Below are 1,810 nucleotides of genomic sequence, written 5' to 3'. Positions count from 1 at the left end.
CCAGCTTCGTCAGCTTGGCTTCGCGCTCCTGCGCAGCAAAAAGGTTGGGTTTCATCATGGCAGAGTCGTCAAGGTTGATGCGCTGACATCATGCCACGGCCGGGCCGGTTTTTCGAGGCCCCCTGAAGTAGATGTGGAACTAGCTAGTAAAAACGATCTCGTCGGCCCATCCATCGATGTCTGGGCGGCGAGCAAGAATCTTTTTAGGGTTCGCGGTGTATTCTACAGCTCTAATCTCAACGACAACTACATCCGACGGGTCAATTTCCAAGTCAAACCGTGGCTTCCAGTCCGCCCAAGTCCATTCGTTCTCACTCGCGGTGTCGAACAGCACATAATTGATCCCGTTCGCATGTTGCACAGACCGAAAGGCTACGCCATCAAACTCCTCGTTACATTCAAAGCGAATGTATTCGGTGAAGGCCTGCGTCATCAAGTAATCGGTATCATTTGTTTTAGCAGGTCGACTTATTTCCGAGTGTAAGTACCCCAGTAATGTTCGTCGATGACTTCGAGTTTCGTAATCAGGATCAAAGAGACTCAACGACTCATGGACTAAACGACCAGAAAGAGCAGTCAGGTCAAATATCTTTAGTGGCTGTGTAGCTTTGAATTTCCCAACCACTACCGTGTCGCCAATTGAGGGACGAACCTCTGCAACGGCAGTGCATTGATTCTCTGCGACGTATAGGAACGGTATGCCAGCAGGGCTCATTCTGCCGTTCGTTGCGAGTTCCTTAGGTGGGGCTCCCAATTCGATAGCGGGCTCCGCCAAAAACTTCTGTTCCTCGTCAAAATTTCTGGCCACGCGCGCGCGGAAAAATTCGAAGCCTGTCAGCACATTTTTGATAACTGGGCGGAGGCCCGCGTCGTCAATGCTGCCTGCAGCAAGCGCTTCCTGCAGGATGCCAGCAAAGAGCTCGCGTACTCCTTCGTTGAAAAACCTGCGGCCGTGAATCAGTCGCGTAGCAGCGTTATGCCAATCGCCCATTACATACCAGCGCTGATGCTCCTCATCGTCAAACGGGCTATTGGCCCATTGGTACATCTGGCCTGAGGCGTAAAAGTGCTCGTTGTCCACAGCATCTTCATCGTGGTCGTCATTACAAACCTCTAGTAGGACAGCGATTTTCTCCAGAACCGCCTGTTTGCCACATTGAAGCGCCTGCCCGATGATCGCCTGCAAAGAAAGCTCGTAACCGGGATAGAGGTCCTGATCGATCTCGAAGTGTTGCTGAAGTACCGGTTCAGTAAGTGCTGCCAAGTCAGCGGCCGTAATGGCATGCGTTACTTCATCTCCGCACCCGATGCACACGCGAGGAGAATGCAAACGGGACGTTAGGTGCCGCCGCCGCAAGCAAGAATCCTCAATACAATTAAAGCAGACGAAATCCACCATCCGGTTCTCCAGCGCTGGCACCAACTGTCGGGCTGTGGTGTCACTCAGCTTAACTTTTTGACCTGCCATCCTTCTTAGCCACAGATTGTACTGGCGACCTCGCTCTTCGCGCTTAAGTTTCTCTCTGGTTTCTGTCGTCTACATAGTGTTGTGGCTAGCCTTGGCGTACGTCTTTAACGCCAAGGTCCCATATGCGAAGCCGAAGATCGAGGGCTTCCTTGCCGGGGTTGTGATGCTGGGCTTTTACCTGAGCTTTAGCATTGTGGGCTTCGCCTTGCCAGGGGGCTGGGCGGCGTGGAGCCTGTAAGAATTTCTGTGTGAAACGGGGTCATGAAATAATACCGAAAGGGATGCTCCATGATCGACACGATGACCACCAAGAAACCGCGCAAAAAGAAAGAGCCGTATCCA

1 protein-coding gene is annotated in these 1,810 nt (G+C 52.3%); it reads right to left on the bottom strand.

Features of this window, described 5'->3' with window-relative positions; all coding sequences use genetic code 11:
- Positions 1-139: 139 nt before the first annotated feature.
- Entirely contained in the window at positions 140-1,399 is a 1,260-nt protein-coding gene (locus tag GTP44_RS26730) for an RES family NAD+ phosphorylase (RefSeq protein ID WP_161021797.1), read from the bottom strand.
- Positions 1,400-1,810 lie beyond the last annotated feature (411 nt).

Origin of the sequence: Duganella lactea (assembly GCF_009857505.1) — a bacterium.
GTDB classification, from domain to species: Bacteria; Pseudomonadota; Gammaproteobacteria; order Burkholderiales; family Burkholderiaceae_D; genus Rugamonas; species Rugamonas lactea.
The sequence above is the reverse complement of the archived record's forward strand: the minus strand, read 5'-3'. Positions and strand labels throughout refer to the sequence as shown.